Consider the following 22,015-nt stretch of genomic DNA (forward strand, 5'->3'; position numbering starts at 1 on the left):
GTAGGCTCCCGCCGTCGCCGAACACCACCAGGGAGCCCGTCGTGAACCGCGCCACCCGGCTGGCCGCAGCGCTCGCCGTCCTCGTCACTTCCGTGATCCTGTCCGGCTCGCCCGCTGCCGGTGCCGAGCTGCCCGACTACGCCGTCGAGCCGCTGCCGCGAATCGCCGCCGGCCCGGACCGGACGCTGGTGAACGCCGAGACGGGTGAGCAGTTCCGCCCGCGCGGTTTCAACTACGTGCGCCTGACGCCGATGCCGTCGAAGCCGGCCGCCCCTTACCACTCGACGTTCGAGCCGGGGCTGTACGACGCCGCCCGTGCGGAGACCGCGTTGCGTGACAACTGGCTGCGTGGTTACAACACCGTCCGGGTGTTCATCGACCCGGGCAACGGGCAGGACAACGCGATCGGCCGGCCGCACGGGCTGGGCCGCGGCAACGCCGACCTGAGCCCGGCCGACGCCGCCTACCTCGACAACGTCGCCGACTTCGTCCGCCTCGCAGCGGCCTACGGCATCTACGTGCTGCCGTCGCTGGACGTGTTCCCGCAGAACGGCTACTACCGCGACATCATCGTGAACAGCCCGCACCCGGTGAACGTCGAAGGCCGGAACAGGTCGTTCATGTACGAGGGGTACATCCGGGCGAAGGAGGAGTACCTCCGCGTCTTCACCCAGGAGATGAAGGACCGTCTCGGCACCTTCATGAGCACGTTCCTCGCTCTGCAGTTGGACAACGAGGCCTATCTCACGTCCGCCGAGGCGCCGTTCCACCGGTTCAGCGGGACGGTGACCGTGGCCGGTCGCAGTTACGACATGGCCGTGCCGGCGCAGCGGCAGGCCGCCGCCGACAACGCCTTCATCGCCTACGCCGATCGCGGCGTGGCCGCTGTCAAGGCCGTCGACCCGGAGCTCATGGTCACCATGGGCGCGTTCACCAACCTGGCGGTCGGCAAGTCGTTCGACGGGCTGTCCGGCCGGTGTGGTGCGGTGGCGTGCGCGGACCCTCGGTACCCGGTGCGCGTCTCGACCGTCACCCGCGAGTCCGACCTCGACTTCTTCGACATCCACACCTACCTCGCCACCGGCCGCACGCTGGCGGCGTCGTTGGGTTCGATGGAGTGGTCGCAGGTCGTCGGGCCGGTGATCAACGGCGAGTTCGGCACCCAGCGGCAGTGGTTCGGCAGCATCGACGCCGCCCGGCACGCGCTGGTGATGCACCAGTTGGGCAGCTGCGACTTCGGCATCAGCGGCTGGCTGTACTGGACCTGGGACACGACGGAGGACGCGACGCAGCGGACGTTCTTCAACGCGGTGGAGTCGGGCGGGGTGCTGGCCACGGCGTTGTCGCCGAAGGAGCGGCCCGATCCGTGCAGGTACCTCTCCGGTCGCGTCCCCGCGCCGCTCGTGCCGCCGTCGCCGCGGGGTCAGGCCGCGACGGACGCCGGCGCCTCCTGAGACCGGAACTGCGTGCGGTAGAGGTCGGCGTACGCGCCGCCGGCGGCCAGCAACTCGTCGTGGGTGCCGCGCTCGACGATGCGGCCGTCGTCGACCACCAGGATCTGGTCGGCGTCGCGGACGGTGGACAGCCGGTGCGCGATGACCAGCGACGTCCGTCCGGCCAGCGCGGTCTCGAGGGCCCGCTGCACGGCGGCCTCGGACTCGGAGTCGAGGTGCGCCGTGGCCTCGTCGAGCACGACGATGCGCGGCGCCTTGAGCAGCAGGCGGGCCAGCGCCAGCCGCTGCTTCTCGCCGCCGGACAGCCGGTAGCCGCGCTCGCCGACGACGGTGTCGAGGCCGTCGGGCAGCGACCGCACCAGCGGGGCGATCTGGGCCGCCTCGAGCGCCGCCCAGATCTCGTCGTCGGTGGCGCCGGGCCGGGCGTAGCCCAGGTTGGCACGCAGCGTGGTGTGGAACAGGTGCGCGTCCTGCGTGACCACGCCGATGGCGTCGCGCAGTGACTGCTGGGTGACGTCGCGGACGTCGTGGCCGCCGACCCGCACCGTGCCGCCGGTGGCGTCGTACAGGCGCGACACCAGGTGGGTGACGGTGGACTTGCCGGCGCCGGACGGCCCGACCAGCGCGATCATCTCGCCCGGCCGCGCCGTGAACGTGACATCGTGCAGCACCTGGCCGCCCGGCGTGCCGGCGAGGCCGGCCACCGACTCCAGCGACGCGAGCGAGACCTCGGACGCGGCCGGGTAACCGAAGTCGACGTGGTCGAACTCGACCGACGCGGCGTCGGACGGCAGCGGCCGCGCGCCGGGCGCGTCGGCGACCATCGGCTCGAGGTCGAGCACCTCGAGCACCCGTTCGAAGCTGACCAGCGTGGTCATGATGTCGACCTGCAGGTTCGACAGCGACGTGATGGGCCCGTACAGCCGGCCGAGGTACGCCGTCAGCGCGACGACGGTGCCGACGCCCAGCGTGCCGGCGATGGCGAGCACGCCGCCGAGGCCGTACACGAACGCCGTCGCCAGCGCGGCGAGCAGGCCGAGCGACGTCATGAGGACCCGCGAGTAGACCGCCGTCGTGACGCCGATGTCGCGGACCCGGGCGGCCCGCTCGTCGAACTCGGCGGACTCGGCCTCGGGCCGGCCGAAGACCTTGACCAGCAGCGCGCCGGCGACGTTGAACCGCTCGGTCATGGTCTGGCCCATGTCGGCGGTGAGCTCGTACCGCTCGCGGGTGAGGTCGGCGAGTTTCCGTCCGACCAGCTTGGCCGGCAGCACGAACAGCGGCACCAGGATCAGCGCGGCGACGGTGATCTGCCACGACAGCACGAACATCGCGGCCAGCACCGTCGCCGTCGTGGCGATGTTGCCGACCACCGTCGACAGCGTGGACGTGAACGCCTGCTGGGCGCCCTGCACGTCGCCGTTGAGCCGGCTGACCAGCGCGCCGGTCTGGGTACGGCTGAAGAACGCGATGGGCATGCGCTGGACGTGCGCGAAGACCTGGCTGCGCAGGTCGTGCACCAGCCCCTGGCCGATCTTGGCCGAGACGTAGCGCTGCGTGAGCCCGATGGCCGCCGTGACGACGGCGAGCCCGGCGACCGCGACGGCCAGGCCGATGACCAGGCCCTGGTCGCCCTTCAGGACGCCCTCGTCGATGATTAGCTTGAACAGCAGTGGCTGGGCGGCCCCGAGCAGCGCGTCGACCAGGATCAGGCCCAGGAAGACGGCGAGCTGCTTCTTGTAGGGGCGGGCGAAGGTGAGGATGCGCCGGACGGTGCCCGGCGCGAGCTTGTGGGCGGTGACGGAGCGGTCCTTGGTGAAGGAGCGAGTCCGGCCGCCGCGAGTGGAGTCATCCATGGCGACCTCCCTGAAAGTCTGCGTGATACAGAGGTTACCTCGTAAAGAGGTTTTCTCGCAAGTTGATGGTAGGGTGGGCGCTGTGGACAGGGAGCTCGCCGGGCACATCGCCGACCTGCTGACCAGCGCGAACCGCCGCCTGCGCCGTGCGTCCCGGGCCGAGCTCGAACGCGCCGGCGTCACACCCAGCCAGCTGCGGGTGCTGCGGCTGCTGCACGCGGCCGGCGCGCCGCTGCGGGTCAGCGAACTGGCCCGTCAGCTCGACGTCATCCCGCGCTCCGCCACCTCGGTCGTCGACCTGCTCGAAGAGCGCGGCCTCGTCTCGCGGCAGCCCGACCCCGCCGACCGGCGGGCCATCCTGGTCGCCCTGACCCCTCCGGCCACCGACCTGCTGCGGGCCTTGCGCGCGAGCCGCGCCGCCGGGGTGGCGCAGCTGATCGACCGGCTCTCGCCGGGGGAGCAGGCCGAACTCGCCCGCCTGCTCACCGTCCTCACCGACGACGACTGAGCGCCGCGGCCGGTCAGCGGTTGGTCGCGGCCTTGATGACGTCGTCGAGGACCTCGCGCGACCGGGCGAGGTCGCCGATGGCGCGGTCGAGCCGGTCGCGTTGGGCGATCAGCTCCTGTTCGAGCCACGGCGTCGCGTCGGCGGCCGGGCCGCCGTCGGCGTCGCGCATGCAGGGCAGCAGCTCGGCGATGGTGGCGGAGTTGAGGCCCGCGGCGAACAGCTCCTGGATGCGGATGACGCGGTCGACGGTCGCTGGCGGGTACTCGCGGTGTCCGCCGGGCGTGCGGGTGGCCTCGAGCAGGCCCTGCTGCTCGTAGTAGCGCAGCGACCGTTCGCTGACCGCCGTCAGCCGGGCGAGCTCACCGATGCGCACCTGGGCCTCCAGGGGTTGAAACTGACATCAATGTCAGATTCTACCGTGGCGGCATGACTGCGAACGCCCTCTTCACGCCGGTCGACGCCGGCGAGCTGCGGCTGCCGAACCGCATCGTGATGGCCCCGATGACGCGGCTGCGGGCCGCGGTGGACGGGACGCCGACGCCGGAGATGGCCGAGTACTACGCCCAGCGCGCGTGCGCGGGGCTGATCGTCACCGAGGGGATCTGGCCCGAGCCGGCGGGGCAGAGCGAGTGGCGGGTCCCCGGCCTGAGCGGCGAACGGCACGTCGACGGATGGCGGTCCGTCACCGCCGCCGTCCACGCGGCCGGCGGCGTCGTCGTGGCCCAGCTCATGCACGGTGGCCGCAACGGCCACCCGGCCGCGCGGTTCGACGGATCGACGCCGGCCGGGCCGTCCGCGGTCGCCAAGACCGAGCCGGTGCACCTGCCGGACGGGACGAAGGCGGTGCCGCCGACGCCGCTCGCGATGACGCGCGCCGACATCGACCGGGCGGTCGCGGCGTACGTGACGGCGGCGGCGAACGCGGTCGCGGCCGGGTTCGACGGCGTCGAGATCCACGCCGCCAACAGCTACCTGCCGCACCAGTTTCTGGCCGACAACACCAACCTGCGCACCGACGAGTACGGCGGCGACGTGGCCGGGCGCATCCGCTTCCCGCTGCGGGTCGCCCGGGCCGTCGCGGACGCCGTCGGCGCCGCCCGGACCGGCATCCGGCTCTCGCCCGGCAACCCACAGTTCGAGATGAGCGAGAGCGACCCCGCCCCCGTCTACCGGGCGCTGCTCGGCGAGCTCGACCCGCTCGGCCTGGCCTACCTGCACCTCACCGACGACGACGCCTACCCCGCGCTGGCCGATCTGCGGCCACGGTGGTCCGGCACGCTGATCGCGAACGTCGGCGAGAACCGGGCGCCCACGACCGCCGAAGCCGCGGCTCGCGTCATCGACGACGGGCTGGCCGACGCGGTGTCGTTCGGGCGCGGCTTCCTCGTCAACCCGGACCTGCCGTACCGGTTGCGGCACGGGCTGTGCTGGAACCCGCTGGACGAGGCGCACCTCTACACCCCGGGCCCGGTCGGGTACACGGACTATCCGGCCGTGCGTTGACCGGCGGGGCGGCCACCACGGCGCCCCGCCGGTCGTACGAGTGGTGCGGACCGACAGCTGGATCGGCCCGCGCTTTGGATCATGATCAACTCCGGCGGACCTGTCAAGATCGCGTCCGCCGGCTGGCGGGGGTTGACGCCGCCGATAGGGTCGACTCCCTGGCCGAATGGTGCCGGAGGGGTGTCCCGTCCGGTATCAGGAGGATCGTGTGAACCCCGACCCCGCCAGCATCCCCGCGCCCACGCCACGGCTCGACGTCGTGCGACTGGTCGACGCGTTGTCCCGCACCCACGGCATCGAGCTGGAGCTCGTCGGCCCCGCGCCGGGCGGCGAGGTCGGCGCCGCGTTCGTCCGCTGGCCGTCCGGCCGCATGGGGGTGCTCACCCAGGTGAGCGACGACTCGCCGGCGGCCGCGGCGGCGCTCCGGGCGACGGCGGACGTGCTCGGTGTCGCCCGGGCGCGCGGCCTGCCGGTGCCGCGCTACGACCTCATCGCCGCGGCCGGCGGGGTGCACGCGGTGGTCCAGGAACGGCTGCCCGGTGCCCCGCCGCGCACCGTCGGCCAGGCGCTGGTCGCGCAGCTGGTCGCGGCCGTGCAGCAGTGGACCGGCCTGCTCGCCGAGCGGACCGAGCTCGCGCCGCCCCCGCTGTACCTCACCGAGAGCAGGCCCGGCTTCTGCCTGCACGAGTCGCTGCAGCACTACGACGCCCGGACCCGACGACTGCTCGGCCAGGTCCGCGAGGTCGGGCGGACCGCCGCCTCGGCGGCCGGCACCGACCTCGTCCACCTGGACTTCCACCCCGGCAACGTCCTGGTCGACACCGCCGGCCGGATCACCGGCATCGTCGACTGGGACGGCTGGGGCCGCGGCGACCGCTGGTTCTCACTCGAGGTGCTGGCGTTCGACCTGGCGCGACGGCGGGCCGGTGCGGCGACGCGCAGCCGGCTGGACGAGCGGATCGCAGCCGCCGTCGCGCCGGACCGCCTGCTGGCGTACCGCGCCCACCTGGCGTTGCGTCAGGTCGACTGGGTGATCCGGCACCACGGCCCGGCCGAGGTCGACGTCTGGCTGGCGATCGTGGCGGACCGCTTCCGGCCGTGACGGCCGTGACGGCCCCGGCCGCCGCGGTCAGCCGTCGAGGCCGATGCGGACGGTGTCGAGCAGGTCGGCCGGTTGGCAGCGCCGCGCCACCTGGTCGACCGGCACCCACTCGGACGCGGTGTACTCGGCGCTGAGCTCGACGGGCGTGCCCCACGGCAGGTCGAGGCGGTACACGGCGACCTCGGGGTCGTCGACGCGGACGGGTTCGGGGGTGGCGACGATGCCGGTCTCTTCGCGTAGCTCGCGGGCGGCGCAGTCGGCGATCTTCTCGCCCGGCTGCCTGACGCCGCCGGGCGGCACCCAGGCCCACTCGCCCTCGAGGGACTCGATGTCGGCCGGGTGCAGCAGCAGCACGTGCGGCCCCTTCGGCCCCCGGCTGGTCACGACGATCGTGGCGACGTCCGGGCCGTTCTCGAGCGCCTCGCTGGTCGGGTCGGTCATGGCGGACAAGTGTGACGCATGACGTGGCCGAATGCGGCCGTATCGGCAGGATCGCGTCGTCCGGCGCGTCGCGGACGGCCCGGCCGCGGGCCCGCGCGGTGGGGCTAGCCCTACCGCAAGCTCGGGTGGCAACCGGCCTGTCCCGGCGATCACACGTACGTATGATTTCGATCATGACAGCTCTCGACGCCATGACCAGCACAGATACCGTCCAGGGCCGTCCGCGGCAGCGATTCGTCACCGACTATGCGGAGCTCTCCCAGCGTGTCCGCGACGCCGGCCTCATGCGGCGGCGTCCGGTCTACTACGCGATCCGGGCCGGCCTCCTGGCGGGGGCGTTCGCCGGCGCCGTGGCGGCGTTCCTCGCCCTGGGCGACTCGTGGTGGCAGCTGCTGCTGGCGGCCGGGCTCGGCCTGCTGCTGACCCAGGCGGCCTACCTCGGGCACGACGCGGCGCATCGGCAGATCTTCGTGTCGGGCCGGCGTAACGAGCTGACCGCGCTGCTGCTGGGCAACGTCGTCGTCGGGCTGAGCCACGGCTGGTGGATGTCCAAGCACAGCCGGCACCACGCCAACCCGAACAAGGTGGACGTCGACCCCGACGTCGAGCCGGCGGCGCTCGTGTGGACCAGCGACGTCGCGGCCCAACGGCGGCAGGACCGTGGATTCTCCGGGTGGTGGGTGCGGCGCCAGGGCACGTTGTTCTTCCCGCTGTTGCTGCTGGCCGGGCTGAACATGCACGTCAGCGGCCTGCGGACGGTGTTCGGGCGGGGCCGCGTGAAGTTCCGCGCGGTGGAGATCCCGCTGCTGCTCGCCCGCCTCGTCCTGTACCCCGTCGCGTTGTTCGCGTTCCTCTCGCCCGGCATCGCCGCCGCCTTCCTCGCGGTGCAGCTGGCGGTGTTCGGGTTCAGCATGGGCGCGACGTTCGCCCCGAACCACAAGGGCATGCCGATGATCCCCAAGGACCTCAGCCTCGACTACCTGCGCCGGCAGGTGCTGACCAGCCGCAACGTGCGCGGCGGCCGGTTCGTGGACGTCGCGATGGGCGGGCTGAACTTCCAGGTCGAGCATCACCTGTTCCCGAGCATGCCGAGCTCCAGCCTGCGCGCGGCCCGTCCGATCGTGCGGCGGTTCTGCGCCGAGCGCGGCGTGACCTATACCGAGGCGGGCGTGCTGGAGTCGTGGCGCATCGTGGTCAGGCACCTCAACCGGGTCGGCACCACGAACGTCGACCTGTTCGAGTGCCCCATGGTCGCCCAGCTGCGCGCGCCCGCCTGACGTCACTCGTCGGAGCGCTCGCCGAGCTCCCCGAGCGCCGCGGCCAGCACCGTCGCGTCGGGCAGCGACTCGGGGTCGACGAGCGCCTGCGCGACCATGCCCGTCACCAGCGCGTAGACGAGTGTGCCCAGGCCCTGCGCGGCCGGGGAGCCCTCGTCGACGGACGGCCGGCCGAGCCCGACCGCCGCCAGCGCCGCCCGTCCGCGGGCATGGCCGGCCGCGATCTCGGCGCGCAGCTCGTCGTCGAACTTCGACTGGGTGAGCGCCAGCAGGCTGGCCGCTTGGGTGTCGCCGGCGCGCGGGATCATCTCCAGCAGCGTGGTCAGCAGCGCGCCCAAGCGCTCGGTCCGGGTCGCCCCGCCCGCCGCCCGCGCGGCCGCCTCGAGGGTGTCGCCCCACTCGCTGCTCAGCTCGATCGCGGCGAGGTTCATCAGCCGGTCCTTCGAGCCGAAGTAGTAGCTGATCGACCCCAGGTTGGCGGCTGCCGCGGCGGCGATGTCGCGGGCGGTGGTGCCGCTGTAGCCCTTCTCGACCAGGCACTTCTTCGCCCCCGCGATGAGGGCTTCGCGCTGAGACATGGTCGTCAGCGTACGGAGGCGAGGCGCGCGAGGAGAGGGGTGATGCGGTAGGGGACGAGCTCGCGCATGACGAGCGCGGTGTTGGTGCGCTCGACCCCGGGGATGGCCAGGATCTGCCCGGCGATGCGGTAGAGGTCGGTGTCGTCGACGGCGACGATGTGGACCAGCAGGTCGGTGGGCCCGCTGATGCCGTGGACCTGCAGCACCTCGGGGATGTCGGCGAGCGCCGCGCCGACCTCGTCGAGGAAGCGCTGGGTGACCTGGGTGGTGACGAACGCCGTCAGCGGGTAGCCGAGCGTGCGCGGGACGACCCGGCGCTCGAACGAGTCGAGGACGCCCGCGCCCTCCAGCCGGGTCAGACGGGCCTGGACGGTGTTGCGGGAGAGCTTGAGCCGGTCGGCGAGGGCGAGGACGGTGGCGCGCGGGGTCTCGGTGAGCGCGGCCACGAGCCGCGCGTCGGTGGCGTCGAGTCGGTCGTGCGTGGGCATTGTGCTCGCTCCCGTCCCCGGTCGGCGTGGTCGGCCTGAGCATACTGCTGAATCTCGACGCGATAGATGGTGCAACCTGGGCTGGTCGTGCTGTGATCGAGCGCATTCTGTCCGAACGGCGTGGAGGTCGGGATGACGATGGTCGCGGCGGTGCCCGAGGCGGATCGGTTCGAGACGCTGCGCGAGATCGAGCGCCGGGTGCTCTGGTTGTCGACCGCGATGGTCCACCACGCGAACCGCGTCCGGCCGAACCCGTCGGGCGTGAAGGTGGGCGGCCACCAGGCGTCGTCGGCGTCGATGACCACGCTCATGACGTCGCTGTGGTTCCGGCACCTGCGCGCCGAGGACCGGGTGTCGGTGAAGCCGCACGCGTCGCCCGTCCTGCACGCCGTCAACTACCTGCTCGGCCGGCTCGACGCGGCGAAGCTGACGACGCTGCGGGAGTACGGCGGCCTGCAGAGCTACCCGAGCCGGTCGAAGGACCCGGACCCGGTCGACTACTCCACCGGCTCGGTCGGCATCGGGGCGACGGCGCCGATCTGGGGTGCGCTGGCCGGCCGGTACGTGGGCGCGGCCGGCGCCGGACGGCAGTACTCGCTGGTCGGCGACGCCGAGCTGGACGAGGGCGCGGTCTGGGAGGCGATCCTCGATCCGCAGGTCGCCGAGCTTGGCGAGATCGTCTGGATCGTCGACGTGAACCGGCAGTCGCTGGACCGCGTCGTGCCCGGCATCGCGATCCCGCGGCTGCAGGGCATGTTCGCCGCCGCTGGCTGGCAGGTGCTGACGGTGAAGTACGGCCGGCTACTGGACGACCTGTTCGCCCGGCCGGGCGGTACGGCGCTGCGCGACCGGCTGGACCGGATGTCCAACCCGGAGTACCAGCGGCTGCTGCGCTGTACGGCCGCCGAGCTGCGCGACCGGCTGCCGGACGGCGACGCCGCCGTCGCGGAGGTGCTCGCCGACGTCGACGACGACGCCCTGCTGGCCGCGGTGCGCAACCTCGGCGGTCACGACCTGCCCGCGCTGGACGCCGCGCTGGGCGCCGTCGACGACACCCGGCCGACGGTGATCTTCGCCTACACCATCAAGGGCCATGGCCTGCCCACCGCGGGGCACCCGCAGAACCACTCCGCCCTCCTCACCGACGCACAGCTGCACGCCCTCGCCGCCACCATGGGCATCGACCCGGACCGGCCGTGGGAACGTTTCGCCGACGGCACCGACGCCGCCCGGCTGTGCGCGGCGACGGCGGACCGGCTGGCCCCGCCGGACCTCCGCCCGGTGGCCGCGCCGGAGCTGCCGGTGGACCTCGGCCGGACGCCGAACGGCACCGCGACCACCCAGGCCGCGCTCGGCCGGGCGCTGGTCGACCTCACCCGGCAGGCGCCCGACGCGGCCCGTCGCGTCGTCACCGTCAGCCCGGACGTCTCGTCCTCGACCAACCTGGGCGGCTGGGTGAACAAGGTCGGTGTCTGGTCGCCGCGCGAACGGGTGGACTGGTTCGCCGACGACGCCGAGACCATCCTGCACTGGCGCGAGCGGCCGACCGGCCAGCACATCGAGCTGGGCATCGCCGAGACCAATCTGGTCGGGCTGCTCGGCGAGCTGGGCGCGACGTGGAGCCGGTGGGGCGAGCCGTTGCTGCCCATCGGCGTCCTCTACGACCCGTTCGTCGCGCGCGCCCTCGAGCCGTGGTCGTTCGGCATCTACTCCGGCGGCCAGTCGATCCTGGTCGGCACCCCGTCCGGCGTCACGCTGGCCCCCGAGGGCGGCGCGCACCAGTCGATCATCACGCCGTCCATCGGGCTGGAACAACCCGGCTGCGTCAGCTACGAACCGGCCTTCGCCATCGACCTTGAGTGGACCCTGCTCGCCGCGCTGGCCCGGCTCGGCCGCCCGGACGGCTCGTCGGCGTACCTGCGGCTGTCCACCCGCCCCGTCGACCAGTCCCTCGCCGCCGTGCCCGCCGACCCGGCCGCCCGGGACCGGCGCCGCCGCCAGGTCGTGGCCGGCGGCTACCCGCTGCGCCGGGCCGCCCGGCCGGACGTCACCATCGCGGCGATGGGCGCGCTCGTCCCCGAGGCGCTGGCCGCGGCCGACCGGCTGGCCGAGAACGGGGTCGCCGCCGACGTCGTCTGCGTCACCAGCCCGGACCTGCTGTTCCGCGCCGTCCAGGCCCGCCGCGGCCGCGACGACGCCCCGTCCTGGATCCTCGACCAGCTGCTGCCCGCCGACCGCGCCCGCCCGCTCGTCACCGTCCTCGACGGGCACCCGCACACGCTGGCGTTCCTCGCCACCGTCCACCGGGTCGACCACCTCGCCCTCGGAGTCGCCGGGTTCGGCCAGTCCGGCTCGCTGGAGGACGTCTACCGTCACCACGGCATCGACATCGACAGCATCATCGGCGCCGCGCTCGACCTCACCGGTACGCTCCTGAACTGAAGCGCCCCCGTGGCGCCGGACCGACCTGAGGAACCGAGTTGCGCAGTCTCTCGGAGGCACCCGACCTCTTCGCGATGGCGGGAGCGCTCGCGAACCTGCTGGGCGCCCCGGTCACCATCGAGGACCACGACGCGAGGGTCCTGGCGTACTCCGACGGCCAGATGTCGGCCGACCAGGCGCGCACGGCGACGATCCTCGGCCGTCAGGTCCCGCCCGAGTACCGCGAGGCGTTGCGCGCCGCGGGCGTGTACCGCCGCATCGCCACTCAGGACGGCGTCGTCTACGCCGACCTCGCCGACGCCGGCATGAAGCCGCGCGCCGTGGTCGGCATCCGCGCCGGCGACGAGCTGCTCGGGTCGATCTGGGCGCTCGTCCCCGGAGAGCTGACCGCGGCGCAGGAGAAGGACCTGCTGGAGGCGGCCCCGATCGTCGCCGACGCCCTGCTGCGGAACCGGGCCCGCGACGACCGGGCCGGCGAGCAGGTCGCCGCGCTCCTCGAAGGCGGCGCCGACGCGGAGGCCGCGGCGGCCCGGCTCGGGCTGGCCGGCCGGCTCACCGTGCTGGCCGTCGCGACGACCGACGCGACCCGGGTGGACCGCACGGCCGGCGCCCTGACCCTGCGGCTGGCCGCCTCGGGCACGACGCCGGTCTCGGCCGTGCTCGACGGCGTGCTGTACGTCGTGGTTCCCGCCGAGGCCGACGTCGTGCACCGGATCGGGGCGGACTTCCTGCGCCGCGGCGGCGGCCCGCTCGTCGCCGGAGTCGGGCGGACGGTTCCCGGCCCGGCGCAGGCCCATCGGTCCAGGTCCGACGCCGACAGCATCGTCCGCATGCTGGCCGGCCGGGGCGCGGCCGGGGTGGCGCTGCCGATCCAGGACGCCTTCGTCGACGTCGTCACGGCCCGGGTCGCGGAGGTCATCGAGGCCGACGACCTCGGCGACTACGGCCCGCTGGCCGCGCTGGAGCGGTTCGACGCCGACCGGGGCACGGAGCTCGTGAAGACCGCGCGCGCCTACCTGGCCCGCGGCGGCGACGTCAGCGCGGCCGCCGCCGATCTCACCGTCCACCCGAACACGCTGCGCAACCGGCTGCGCAGGGCGCAGGAGGCCGTCGGCGTCGACCTCGACGACGCCGATACCAGACTCGCGCTGATGCTGCAGCTGAAGGCGGCGGCACTGGCCGATCGCACCGCGCGCGGCGGGGAACGCTGGCCGCCCCGCCAATGACCCGGCGCCTCCGCTCGGTGACGATGGCCACAAGCCGTCTCACCAGGAGGTTTCGTCCATGTCCGCCCAGCCGTCCGGCCGCGCACCGCGGCACGTCGTCGTCGCCGGCGCCGGCATCGTCGGCCTGTCCACCGCGTGGTTCCTGCAGGAGCGCGGCGCGGAGGTCACCGTCATCGACGGCGTGGGCGTCGCGGGCGGCTCGTCCTGGGGCAACGCCGGCTGGCTCGCGCCGGCGCTCACCACGCCGCTGCCGGAGCCGGCCGTCCTGGCCTACGGGCTCAAGGCGGTGCTGAGCCCGTCGTCGCCGGTGTACGTGCCGCTGCGGTTCGACGCCGGGCTGATCCGCTTCCTGGCCGGCTTCGCCCGCAACTCGACGCCGCGGCGGTGGCGGCGGTCGATGGCGGTCTTCGCCGGGCTCGGCCGCGACGGCCTGGCGGCGTACGAGGCGCTGGTCGGCGGCGGCGTCGCCGCGGAGGTGCGCGACGCCGACCCGTTCCTCGTCGGGCTCGGAACCGACAAGGCGGTGCGCGATTTCACCACCGAGCTGCATCACATCGAGGCGGCCGGCGTGGACGTCGCGGCGGACGTGCTCGGCGGCGCCGAGGCGCGCGAGCTCGAGCCCGCCCTCGGCCCGGGGGTTGCGGCGGCGGTGCGGCTGCGCGGGCAGCGCTACATCGACCCCGCCGTCTTCGTGCACGCGCTCGCCGACGCCGTCGTCGCCCGTGGCGGCAAGCTGCTGGAGGGCGTCGCCGTCGACGGCGTGCGCGACCTCGGCGCCGAGGTCGTCGTGGACTCCGGCTCCGGCGAGGTGCGCGCCGACGCCGTCGTGCTGGCGACCGGTGCCCGGCTGGGCGAGCTGGCCCGGCCGTTCGGCGTGCGCCGGGTGGTCCAGGCCGGGCGCGGCTACAGCTTCAGCGTGCCGCTCGACCACGTCCCCGCCGGACCCGTCTACTTCCCTGACGTGCGCGTGGCCTGCACGCCGCTGCGGGGGCGGTTGCGGGTGGCCGGCACCATGGAGTTCCGCCCGCCGGACGCCCCCCGCGACCCCCGTCGCATCGCGGCGATCATCGAGTCCGCCCGCACCCGCCTGGCCGGTGTGCGCTGGGACGAGCGCACCGACGAATGGGTGGGGTCGCGCCCCTGCACGAGCGACGGCCTGCCCCTGGTCGGGCCCACCCGCTCTCCCCGCGTCCACGTCGCCGGCGGCCACGGCATGTGGGGCGTCGCGCTCGGGCCGCTCACCGGCCGCCACGTGGCCGAGACCCTGGTGACCGGCCAGCGGTCCCGTCAGATCGCGGCCTTCGACCCGCTGCGCTGAGCTCTGCGCCGTCCACCGTCGACAAATTCGGTGCAGGGGACCACAATCGGGACATGAGGCGGTCGCTCCTGTGCCGCGTGGGCTGGCACAAGTGGCAACGGCTGTCCACCGAGGACGGCCACCGGTACCTCGTGTGCCGTCGCTGCGGCAAGGAAGGCGAGGTCGGCCCCATGCTCGGCGACGGGCCGTGAGGCCGGCGCCGGACTGGTGGCGCGGTACCCGGCCATCGCCCATGCCGGTCCATCCCGGGGCTGTCCACCTGAGCGGGCAGCTGACGCAGCAGAGCTTCCCGACGTTCTCCCAGCGACCCGCGGACCTCCAAGGCGTGGTCGTCACGCAGGCCCGGGCCGAAGGGCTCACCGTCTCGTTGGACGACCTCCACTTCCTGGCCAGTTGGTCGGAGTTCGAGGACTGCACCTTCACCCAGCGACGCAGCGGGCCCGTTCTGAACGCCTCGGGAGCGGCGGCACAAGGCAGTCTGGGTTGGGCCGGCGGTCCCAGCGTCTACCGTGGTTGCCACTTCGAAGGCATCCGGTTCAAGACGCTCGGCGGTTACCGCATGGACGCCGCGACCTTCGAGGACTGCACGTTCGACCGCTGCCGCTTCAACGGTCACTTCCACACGACCGCCGATCTGATCGGTTGTCGCTTCGTCGGCACGATGGACGGTTGCGTCTGGTACGGAATGTCGGCGGAGCACCAGGGCAGCCGGCGAAACGTCGTTCGCGGCAACGACTTCACCGGTGCCACCATCACCTCGAATGTGGCATGGCGCGGGCGCTTCGATGTCGGAGCACAGCGCTGGCCCGAAGAGTTCACTCCCACGGTTGACGACTAGCCGGCCGCGCCGGTGCGCTGCGCTACACCGTCGGTGGCCCGCCGAACGCCCCGGCCGGGAAGCCGATCCGGAGCATCACCTCGGGCGTGAACACGACCATGATCTCGTCGCCGGGGATGAAGACCTCACCCCTCTCGGAGGGGTTGCCCCCGACGAACCACAGCGGGCCGGCCGCGAAGTCGAGCCGAAGCGCGACCGGCACCTCGACCGCCCGGGCCGGGCCGGCGATGCTCCCGTCGGCGTACCTGGCGGGTCCGAGCTCGAGCCGCTCCCAGAAGGCGCCGGCGGCGAGGACCGGCTGATCGGCGCGTGATCTCCACGCAGGATGGTCCGTGACCCTCAAGCTCCGCGGGCCGTCGTCGCCCCGCACGACGAGCTTCGACATCGGCTCGTCGAAGATCTCGACGCCGTAGGGGTGGAACGTGTTGGTGCACAGCACCCGTCATCGAGCCTGGGCGCCGGCCGACCAGTCCGGGAGCTCCTGCAGCGCCCAGCCGTTGCCGTCCGGGTCGGAGAAGAAGACGAACCGGCCCCACGGCTGGTCGTCGACCTCGCTGACCTCGATGCCGCGCGCGACCAGGTCGGCACGGGCAGCGTCGGCGTCGGCCACCACCATCTGCAGGTTGTCCAGCGACCCGGGCTCCATGCCGGTCAGCCCCTGGCCGATCGCGATCGAGCAGGCCGACCCCGGCGGGGTGAGCTGGACGAACCGCACCGCGTCGCTGACCGTGTGGTCGTGGTCGGCGTTGAAGCCGGCCCGGACGTAGAACTCCTTGGCCCGGTCGACATCGGTCACGGGCACTGCCACAAGCTCCAGTTTCATGTCCATGTCGCGAGCGTAGCGGCGTTTACCCAAAGTGCCGCTGACCTGCAAGCACCTTCGTACTGGCTCTCGGTGGATCACGGCGGTTTCCGACCTGCGGCGGCCCACAGGCGGCCCGCTGCACCGCACCGAAGCCGAAGAAGCGAGAGATCATCACCGCGCGCCGTTCGTTGCACCCCGATGTCGGAGAGGTCGTCGTCTTCCGTGACGAGGAAGGCCCGAGCGGCTGGACCGGCTGTACCTCCGGTTCCGGAGCCGGCGGATCGGCTGGATGAGTTGCGCTCGTCGTTGGCGGACGTGAGACGGCTGTACCTCGCTGAGCAGAAGCGCCGCTTGATACCGAAGAGCCGAGCGCGGCAACTCTGCCGATCTCGACGCTGTCCTGTCGCGGGTGAAGTCTGACGGCCGTGTGGCGGCTGATGCTTGGCACGTACCGCCCGCAGGGTCGAAATGCGACGCAGAGGCCTATCGCAAGCTCCATGCAGGCGAGGAGGATGCGTGGGACTCTCTGGACCACATCACCGAGCGGACCGAGGTCCTGCATGAACTCTGGCAGGACGTGGCCGCTGCCTACGAGGCCTGAGCGGACGGCCCCAAGCACGGAGATCGGACTGACATTCCTTGGTCGGTCCGACCGGCTCACGAGCGGGATCGACGGCCTGTCGCGCGCCCGTGGGTTAGAAGCTCACAACCCCTTTGAGCAGCTGTCTTGCCATGACCATGCGTTGGATCTGGTTGGTGCCTTCGTAGATCTGGGTGATCTTGGCGTCGCGCATCATGCGTTCGACGGGGTAGTCGCGGGTGTAGCCGGAGCCGCCGAAGAGCTGGACGGCGTCGGTGGTGACGGTCATGGCGATGTCGGAGGCGAAGCATTTGGCGGCGGCGCCGAGGAAGCTCAGGGTGGGTTCGTCGCGCTCGGAGGCGGCGGCCGCGCGGTAGACCATCTGGCGGGCGGCCTCGGTCTTCATGGCCATGTCGGCGAGCATGAACTGCACGCCCTGGAAGTCGGCAATGGGACGGCCGAACTGCTGGCGTTGCTGGACGTAGGTGGTGGCGGCCGCGACGGCGCCGGCGGCGATGCCGACGGCTTGGGCGCCGATGGTGACGCGGGTGTGGTCGAGGGTGCGCAGGGCGATCTTCAGGCCCTGGCCGAGGTCGCCGACGACGCGGTCGGAGGGGATCCAGCAGTTGTCGAAGAGCAGTTCGCGGGTGGGCGAGCCCTTGATGCCGAGTTTGCGTTCGGGTGCGCCGTAGGAGAAGCCGTCGTCGGTGGCCTCGACGACGAAGGCGGTGATGCCGCGGGAGCCGGCGTCGGGGTCGGTGACGGCCATGACGGTGTAGTACTGCGATACCCCGGCGTTGGTGATCCACGACTTCTGGCCGGACAGCCGGAACCCGTCGCCGTCGGGGACGGCACGGGTGGTCATGGACGCGGTGTCGGAGCCGGCCTCGCGTTCGGACAGCCCGTAGGAGAACATCGCCTGCCCGGCGGCCACCGGCGGCAGGTATTTCTGCTTGAGGGTGTCCGAGGCGGCGAGCAGCAGCGGCATGGTGCCGAGCTTGTTGACCGCCGGGATGAGCGACGACGACGCGCAGACGCGGGCGATCTCCTCGATGACGATGCAGGTGGCCAGCGCGTCGGCGCCGGCGCCGCCGTACTCGTCGGGGATGTGCGGTGCGTGGAAGTCGGCCGAGCGCAGCGCGTCGTAGGAGGCCTGCGGGAACGTGCCGGTCTCGTCGGCCTCGGCGGCGTGCGGGGCCACCTTGTCGGTGCACAACTCGCGCACCGCGGACCGGATCGCCTCGTGCTCGTCGCTGAGCCGGTACAGGTCGAAGTCGGCATCCATGGTCCGATGCTACTCGCCAGTAGCGTCGGGACCGCAAGTGCGGCATGGCGGCGCCCGGCACCGGCTTGTACATTCGAGCAGACGAACCGGCCACAAACGGGTGGGAATGATCGTGACCATGCGCATCTCCGTCATCGGCACCGGCTACCTCGGCGCCGTCCACGCCGTCGGCATGGCCGAGCTGGGCTACACCGTCGTCGGCATCGACGTCGACGCCGAGAAGGTCGCGGCGCTGGCCCGCGGCGAGGCCCCGTTCTACGAGCCCGGGCTCGACGAGCTGCTGGCCAAGCACTCCGGCACCGGACGCCTGACGTTCACCACCGACTTCGCCGCGGCCGCCGGCGCCGACGTCCACTTCGTCTGCGTCGGCACCCCGCAGCGCCGCGACGGCCTGGCCGCCGACATGCGCTACGTCGAGGCGGCCGTCGACTCCCTCGCGCCGCACCTCGACGCCGCCTGCCTGGTGGTCGGCAAGTCGACGGTGCCGGTGGGTACCGCCGTGGCGCTCGCCGACCGGCTGGCCAAGACGGCGCCCGTCGGGGTCGGCGCGGAGCTGGCGTGGAACCCCGAGTTCCTGCGCGAGGGGTTCGCCGTCGAGGACACCCTGCACCCCGACCGCCTGGTAATCGGCGTGACGTCCGACGACGCCGAGCGCAAGCTGCGCGAGGTGTACGCGCAGACCATCGCCGACGGCACCCCCGTCATCGTCTCCGACCTGCCGACGGCGGAGCTGGTGAAGGTGTCCGCCAACGCGTTCCTGGCCACGAAGATCTCTTTCATCAACGCCATGGCCGAGATCGCCGAGGTGGCCGGCGCCGACGTCACCAAGCTGGCCGACGCCATCGGGCACGACGCCCGCATCGGCCGCAAGTTCCTCAACGCCGGCATCGGCTTCGGCGGCGGCTGCCTGCCCAAGGACATCCGCGCGTTCATGGCCCGCGCCGGCGAGCTGGGCGCGTCGCACTCGCTGGCCTTCCTCGCCGAGATCGACGCCATCAACCTGCGCCGCCGCCAGTACGTCGTCGACCTCACCCGCGACCTCGTCGGCGGCAGCGTCGCCAACCGCCGCATCGCTGTGCTGGGCGCCGCGTTCAAGCCGCACTCCGACGACGTCCGCGACTCGCCCGCGCTGAACATCGCCGGCCAGCTGCACCTGCAGGGCGCCCGGGTGTCCGTGTACGACCCGAAGGCCACCGACAACGCCCGCAAGGTCTTCCCGACGCTGCCCTACGCCGACTCCGCCGTCGAGGCCTGCCGCGACGCCAGCGTCGTCCTGCACCTCACCGAGTGGCAGGAGTTCCGCGAGCTCGACCCCGCCGAACTGGCCGGCATCGTCGAGACCCCGCTCGTCGTCGACGGCCGCAACTGCCTCGACGCCGACGCCTGGCGGGCGGCCGGCTGGACCTACCGGGGCCTCGGCCGCCCCTGACCCGTGCGGCGGTGACGGGCGCTGCGAGGCGATGTCGGCGCAGCGATGACGGGCGGCGGCGCGGCGGGCGTTCGCGAGCGCGACGTTGTCGGTGCCCGCCCGTAGGGTGGGCCCCACCCGGGCCGGGAGGGGTCTACCTACCACCGCGACGCGGCCGACCGGTCCTGCCGAAACCGCGGTCGAGCTGAGGCCGCTGCGGTACGGGGGTGGCGGGACGCGTGGTGGCGGAGGGCTGCCGCGGTGGCGGGACGCGTGGTGGCGGAGGGCTGCTGCGGTGGCGGGACGCGTGGTGGCGGAGGGCTGCTGCGGTGGCGGGACGCGTCGTAGCGGAGGACTGCCGCGGTGGCGGGACGCGTCGTAGCGGAGGACTGCCGCGGTGGCTGCGGGGTGTTCGCGAGCGCGACGTTGTCGGTGCCCGCCCGTAGGGTGGGCCCCACCCGGGCCGGGAGGGGTCTACCTACCACCGCGCGACGTGGCCGTGCCGAACCTCGCGGCCCCGCCGACGGTGGCGGCGCCGGGCCGGCCCCGCCGACGACCGGGCCGCCCCCGCCGACGACCGGGCTGGCTGAGCCGACGACGGCTACGGCTGGGCGTCGATGACGGACTGGGGGACGGCGTCGCCGTTCTGGAGAGCGGTCCACAGCTCGCCCGCGAGTTCGGGGTCCCAGGTGACGGTGTTGCCGACCTCGCCCAGTGGGACGGTGATGGTGTCGCCGGAACCGCCGGAGACCGAGCCCATGGCGCGGGCGAACGCGACCATGTCCATGGGGCCGGTGTCCTCGTCGAGCACCAGGGCGTCGCCGCCGGCGAGTGCGGTGCGGGTCAGCTCGATCGGGTTGACCAGCGTGCCGGGGGATGTGGCCTTGTCGGCGATGGCCGAGATCAGTTCGCGCTGCCGCTGCACCCGGCCGATGTCGGCGGTGGGGTCGAAGTAGCGCGCCCGGGCGTAGCCGAGCGCGTCGGGGCCGTTGAGCGTCTGGCAGCCGGCCGGGAGGTCGATGTGCGCCTTGTCGTCCTGGATGGCTTCGTCGAGGCACATCTCGACGCCGCCGAGGGCGTCGACGATGCCGGCGAAGCCGCCGAAGCCGATCTGCACGTAGTCGTCGATGGCGACGCCGCTGGCCGCCTCGATGGTCTCGACCAGCAGCGGGGCGCCGCCGAACGCGAACGCGGCGTTGATGCGGTTCTCGCCGTGGCCGGGGATGTCGACGACGGAGTCGCGCGGGATGCTGATCAGCGCGTTGCGCTCGCCGCCGCCGGGGACGCTCAGCAGCATGATGGTGTCGGTGCGCTGGCCCTCGACGCTGCCGGTGCCCAGCTCGCTCTGCTCCTCGTCGGAGAGGTCCTCGCGGCTGTCCGATCCGACCAGCAGGAACACCCGGCCCTCGGACGTCGCCGAGCCGTGGTCGGACGGGATGGCGTCGACCTTCTCGATGCGGCCCCACACGTACCAGAGCAGCGCGCCGAGCGCGACGAGGACGACCAGCCAGAACGACAGGAACCAGCGGAGGAACCGGACGAAGCCGGAGCGCTTGCGCTTCGGCCGGCCGGGCGGCTCGGCGCCCTCGCGGCGACGACGGGTGGGTGGCGGCGCCGCGGGGGGAGCGCCGGCGCCGTCGGTCGCGGCCGGGCCGTACGCGTCGGCGGGCATGACGCTGGTGCCGCTGGGCACCGCCGCAGCCGGGGCCGGCCCGGGCTCGTCCTGCGGGCTGTGGGCCACACCGCCGCGATAGGAGACGCCGGGGACGTGGCCGGCCTGGTACTCGGTGACCTTGACCTCGGTCCCCCGGGCACCGCCGTCAGCCCCGTATGCCGCCATGCCTGCCTCGCCGTCTGGTCGCATCAGCTCGACCATACCGTCGCCGGACGGCTCTGTAACCTGCCGATCTCGCGTGTCAGCCCTGGACGACCACGACATCACCGGCGCTCAGGCCGAACTCGGCGGCCGCCGAGCCGCCGTTCACGACCAGCTCCAGGAAGCCCGGCCCGGAGCTGCCGGTGACCAGCGCGGCGACGCCGACGGGCACGTCGGAGAGCCGCTCGTGGTGACGCACCTTCGTGGCGCCGACGGCGACCCGGTCGCCCGCGACGATGCCGAGGTCAGCGGCGGTGCAGGTCAGCTTGCAGTTGCCGAAGTTGTCGACGAGCGCGACGCGGACGCCGTCAGGCTGCTCAGGCGCCGCCAGCTCGACGGACGACGACGGCACCGGCCGGTCGTCGAGCACCCACTTGGCCAGCAGCGGGAGGTACCAGAGGCTGCGGAACTGCGTGGTCGCCAGCCCGGCGGCGTCGGCCGCGCCGATGGACGCCCACTCGGCCGCCGCCAGCACCGTCGCCGCGTCAGTCACCGAGACGGAGCTCACGCCGAGGTGGCGGCGCACCGGGTCGAGCAGCACCGGGTCGCACGTCGTGAACACGGTGTGCCGGCCGTGCCGGAACCAGCCGAACGGCGCCCCGTTGGGCCACCGGCCGTCCCGCGGCGCCACGTTGACCAGCGTCACCGTCGGGAAGCCGTCCTCGCCGAGCAGCCGCGTCGACAGCAGCACGTCCAGCAGCGTCAGCCCGGCCGACTCCAGCGGCGCCGGCCCGTCCAGCGGCAGCAGCACCGGCGACCGCCCGAACAGCGCCGCCAGGCGGGTGGTCAGCCGGGCCTGCGCGTTGGCGTCGGAACAGTCGGTGAGGTACGTGATCGGCGGATACATGCTTCCCCTCGGGACGTGGGCATGAAAAAAGGCCCCCGCGCGGTGCGGGAGCCCGAGAGACTGACGGTGGGACGCGTCAGGCCAGCATCGAACGGCCGCACAAGGAGTGCAGCATTCGCATCATGGCGTGGCCGTGCGTCACGTCACAGACCGTACCGACGCACTTTCGGCGGGGTCAAGCCG

21 protein-coding genes are annotated in these 22,015 nt (G+C 73.0%); 11 read left to right on the plus strand and 10 right to left on the minus strand.

What is annotated here, in order from left to right:
• Positions 1-41: 41 nt before the first annotated feature.
• The gene (locus BLU82_RS01875) at positions 42-1,454 is read left to right on the plus strand and encodes a cellulase family glycosylhydrolase (protein WP_092614848.1); all 1,413 of its coding nucleotides are present in this window, start codon (positions 42-44) and stop codon (positions 1,452-1,454) included.
• On the opposite strand, the gene BLU82_RS01880 is transcribed toward BLU82_RS01875, so the two are convergent.
• Positions 1,424-3,310: an ABC transporter ATP-binding protein gene (locus tag BLU82_RS01880; protein WP_092614851.1), complete on the minus strand. Its 1,887-nt coding sequence runs from the start codon at positions 3,308-3,310 to the stop codon at positions 1,424-1,426. The genes BLU82_RS01875 and BLU82_RS01880 overlap by 31 nt on opposite strands.
• A gap of 82 nt (positions 3,311-3,392) precedes the next feature.
• On the opposite strand from BLU82_RS01880, the gene BLU82_RS01885 reads away from it, so the two are divergent.
• Positions 3,393-3,818, plus strand: a complete 426-nt coding sequence (locus BLU82_RS01885) for a MarR family winged helix-turn-helix transcriptional regulator (RefSeq protein ID WP_197682680.1) — start codon at positions 3,393-3,395, stop codon at positions 3,816-3,818.
• Positions 3,819-3,831: 13 nt separating this feature from the next.
• Here BLU82_RS01885 and BLU82_RS01890 read toward each other — a convergent pair whose 3' ends face one another.
• Positions 3,832-4,191: a MerR family transcriptional regulator gene (locus BLU82_RS01890; protein WP_092614858.1), complete on the minus strand. Its 360-nt coding sequence runs from the start codon at positions 4,189-4,191 to the stop codon at positions 3,832-3,834.
• 53 nt (positions 4,192-4,244) lie between these two features.
• Between BLU82_RS01890 and BLU82_RS01895 the strand changes: the two genes are divergently transcribed.
• Positions 4,245-5,321, plus strand: coding sequence for an alkene reductase (locus BLU82_RS01895; RefSeq protein ID WP_092614861.1), 1,077 nt, complete (start codon positions 4,245-4,247; stop codon positions 5,319-5,321).
• A 208-nt stretch (positions 5,322-5,529) separates the two neighbouring features.
• Positions 5,530-6,423: an aminoglycoside phosphotransferase family protein gene (locus BLU82_RS01900; RefSeq protein ID WP_157740465.1), complete on the plus strand. Its 894-nt coding sequence runs from the start codon at positions 5,530-5,532 to the stop codon at positions 6,421-6,423.
• A 27-nt stretch (positions 6,424-6,450) separates the two neighbouring features.
• Here the strand turns inward: BLU82_RS01900 and BLU82_RS01905 are convergent, their stop codons facing one another.
• Positions 6,451-6,864: an NUDIX hydrolase gene (locus tag BLU82_RS01905; protein WP_092614866.1), complete on the minus strand. Its 414-nt coding sequence runs from the start codon at positions 6,862-6,864 to the stop codon at positions 6,451-6,453.
• 173 nt (positions 6,865-7,037) lie between these two features.
• On the opposite strand from BLU82_RS01905, the gene BLU82_RS01910 reads away from it, so the two are divergent.
• Positions 7,038-8,141 carry an acyl-CoA desaturase gene (locus BLU82_RS01910; protein ID WP_231947679.1) on the plus strand — a complete coding sequence of 368 codons (1,104 nt, stop codon included), beginning with the start codon at positions 7,038-7,040 and terminating at the stop codon, positions 8,139-8,141.
• A gap of 2 nt (positions 8,142-8,143) precedes the next feature.
• Here the strand turns inward: BLU82_RS01910 and BLU82_RS01915 are convergent, their stop codons facing one another.
• Both BLU82_RS01915 and BLU82_RS01920 read right to left on the minus strand, forming a co-directional pair.
• Positions 8,144-8,719, minus strand: a complete 576-nt coding sequence (locus BLU82_RS01915) for a TetR/AcrR family transcriptional regulator (RefSeq protein ID WP_092614872.1) — start codon at positions 8,717-8,719, stop codon at positions 8,144-8,146.
• A gap of 5 nt (positions 8,720-8,724) precedes the next feature.
• Complete coding sequence (locus BLU82_RS01920; RefSeq protein ID WP_092614874.1) at positions 8,725-9,207, minus strand: Lrp/AsnC family transcriptional regulator; 483 nt, start codon at positions 9,205-9,207, stop codon at positions 8,725-8,727.
• 132 nt (positions 9,208-9,339) lie between these two features.
• Here BLU82_RS01920 and BLU82_RS01925 point away from each other — a divergent pair, with 132 nt between their 5' ends.
• From BLU82_RS01925 to BLU82_RS01940, 5 genes are all read left to right on the plus strand, one after another.
• The gene (locus BLU82_RS01925; RefSeq protein WP_197682681.1) at positions 9,340-11,649 is read left to right on the plus strand and encodes a transketolase C-terminal domain-containing protein; all 2,310 of its coding nucleotides are present in this window, start codon (positions 9,340-9,342) and stop codon (positions 11,647-11,649) included.
• A gap of 38 nt (positions 11,650-11,687) precedes the next feature.
• Entirely contained in the window at positions 11,688-12,875 is a 1,188-nt protein-coding gene (locus tag BLU82_RS01930) for a CdaR family transcriptional regulator (protein WP_092614876.1), read from the plus strand.
• 58 nt (positions 12,876-12,933) lie between these two features.
• Complete coding sequence (locus BLU82_RS01935; RefSeq protein ID WP_092614878.1) at positions 12,934-14,193, plus strand: FAD-binding oxidoreductase; 1,260 nt, start codon at positions 12,934-12,936, stop codon at positions 14,191-14,193.
• A gap of 53 nt (positions 14,194-14,246) precedes the next feature.
• Positions 14,247-14,384: a hypothetical protein gene (locus tag BLU82_RS33925; protein WP_157740466.1), complete on the plus strand. Its 138-nt coding sequence runs from the start codon at positions 14,247-14,249 to the stop codon at positions 14,382-14,384.
• A gap of 134 nt (positions 14,385-14,518) precedes the next feature.
• Complete coding sequence (locus BLU82_RS01940; protein WP_157740467.1) at positions 14,519-15,031, plus strand: hypothetical protein; 513 nt, start codon at positions 14,519-14,521, stop codon at positions 15,029-15,031.
• A gap of 22 nt (positions 15,032-15,053) precedes the next feature.
• Here BLU82_RS01940 and BLU82_RS01945 read toward each other — a convergent pair whose 3' ends face one another.
• From BLU82_RS01945 to BLU82_RS01955, 3 genes are all read right to left on the minus strand, one after another.
• Positions 15,054-15,470, minus strand: a complete 417-nt coding sequence (locus tag BLU82_RS01945) for a hypothetical protein (protein ID WP_092614883.1) — start codon at positions 15,468-15,470, stop codon at positions 15,054-15,056.
• A gap of 3 nt (positions 15,471-15,473) precedes the next feature.
• A complete protein-coding gene (locus BLU82_RS01950) occupies positions 15,474-15,860 on the minus strand; it encodes a VOC family protein (RefSeq protein ID WP_092614885.1) in 387 nt (128 codons plus the stop codon).
• Positions 15,861-16,531: 671 nt separating this feature from the next.
• On the minus strand, positions 16,532-17,701 hold the full coding sequence (locus BLU82_RS01955; RefSeq protein WP_092614887.1) for an acyl-CoA dehydrogenase family protein: 1,170 nt from the start codon (positions 17,699-17,701) through the stop codon (positions 16,532-16,534).
• Between the two features lie 112 nt (positions 17,702-17,813).
• Between BLU82_RS01955 and BLU82_RS01960 the strand changes: the two genes are divergently transcribed.
• A complete protein-coding gene (locus BLU82_RS01960; RefSeq protein WP_092625308.1) occupies positions 17,814-19,130 on the plus strand; it encodes a UDP-glucose/GDP-mannose dehydrogenase family protein in 1,317 nt (438 codons plus the stop codon).
• A 580-nt stretch (positions 19,131-19,710) separates the two neighbouring features.
• On the opposite strand, the gene BLU82_RS01965 is transcribed toward BLU82_RS01960, so the two are convergent.
• Both BLU82_RS01965 and BLU82_RS01970 read right to left on the minus strand, forming a co-directional pair.
• The gene (locus BLU82_RS01965; protein WP_157740468.1) at positions 19,711-20,973 is read right to left on the minus strand and encodes an LCP family protein; all 1,263 of its coding nucleotides are present in this window, start codon (positions 20,971-20,973) and stop codon (positions 19,711-19,713) included.
• A gap of 52 nt (positions 20,974-21,025) precedes the next feature.
• Positions 21,026-21,832 (minus strand): SAM hydroxide adenosyltransferase, encoded by an 807-nt coding sequence (locus tag BLU82_RS01970; protein ID WP_092614891.1) that lies wholly within the window; start codon positions 21,830-21,832, stop codon positions 21,026-21,028.
• Between the last annotated feature and the right edge of the window lie 183 nt (positions 21,833-22,015).

It is taken from the genome of Jiangella sp. DSM 45060 (assembly GCF_900105175.1).
In the GTDB taxonomy this organism is placed as follows: Bacteria; Actinomycetota; Actinomycetes; order Jiangellales; family Jiangellaceae; genus Jiangella.

Bases quoted from the DNA above. Each gene is read 5' to 3' on its own strand.
- BLU82_RS01910 (WP_231947679.1), top strand. From the start codon at position 7,038: ATGACAGCTCTCGACGCCATGACCAGCACAGATACCGTCCAGGGCCGT.
- BLU82_RS01935 (WP_092614878.1), top strand. From the start codon at position 12,934: ATGTCCGCCCAGCCGTCCGGCCGCGCACCGCGGCACGTCGTCGTCGCC.
- BLU82_RS01950 (WP_092614885.1), bottom strand. From the start codon at position 15,860: ATGGACATGAAACTGGAGCTTGTGGCAGTGCCCGTGACCGATGTCGAC.
- BLU82_RS01965 (WP_157740468.1), bottom strand. From the start codon at position 20,973: ATGCGACCAGACGGCGAGGCAGGCATGGCGGCATACGGGGCTGACGGC.
- BLU82_RS01925 (WP_197682681.1), top strand. From the start codon at position 9,340: ATGACGATGGTCGCGGCGGTGCCCGAGGCGGATCGGTTCGAGACGCTG.
- BLU82_RS01915 (WP_092614872.1), bottom strand. From the start codon at position 8,719: ATGTCTCAGCGCGAAGCCCTCATCGCGGGGGCGAAGAAGTGCCTGGTC.
- BLU82_RS01880 (WP_092614851.1), bottom strand. From the start codon at position 3,310: ATGGATGACTCCACTCGCGGCGGCCGGACTCGCTCCTTCACCAAGGAC.
- BLU82_RS01905 (WP_092614866.1), bottom strand. From the start codon at position 6,864: ATGACCGACCCGACCAGCGAGGCGCTCGAGAACGGCCCGGACGTCGCC.
- BLU82_RS01955 (WP_092614887.1), bottom strand. From the start codon at position 17,701: ATGGATGCCGACTTCGACCTGTACCGGCTCAGCGACGAGCACGAGGCG.
- BLU82_RS01970 (WP_092614891.1), bottom strand. From the start codon at position 21,832: ATGTATCCGCCGATCACGTACCTCACCGACTGTTCCGACGCCAACGCG.
- BLU82_RS01895 (WP_092614861.1), top strand. From the start codon at position 4,245: ATGACTGCGAACGCCCTCTTCACGCCGGTCGACGCCGGCGAGCTGCGG.
- BLU82_RS01920 (WP_092614874.1), bottom strand. From the start codon at position 9,207: ATGCCCACGCACGACCGACTCGACGCCACCGACGCGCGGCTCGTGGCC.
- BLU82_RS33925 (WP_157740466.1), top strand. From the start codon at position 14,247: ATGAGGCGGTCGCTCCTGTGCCGCGTGGGCTGGCACAAGTGGCAACGG.